General features: G+C 46.6%; 1 protein-coding gene. It reads right to left on the reverse strand.

All coding sequences use genetic code 11. The features are described 5' to 3' along the window. On the reverse strand, positions 1 to 223 hold a 223-nt coding region (locus AC2CG4_RS20100), incomplete at both ends, for a hypothetical protein (protein ID WP_484487960.1).

Consider the following 223-nt stretch of genomic DNA (forward strand, 5'->3'; position numbering starts at 1 on the left):
AGCTCGGTTGTGTGTTGCCCAGTTGTTGGTGTTGTTTCTAGTGCGCTAGTGCGCATAGGCTTTTCAATTTCTGTCGCTTGTTGAGCAATTTCTAGCCTTTGTTCAGTACCAACAATCTCTTGCTGCAAATACTGTTCAGCAACTGGCTCGGTTGTGTGTAGCGCAGTGACTTGTGTTGTTTCTAGTGCGCTGGTGCGCATAGGCTTTTCAATTTCTGTCGCTT

This window comes from Cellvibrio sp. ATLC23 (assembly GCF_057196725.1).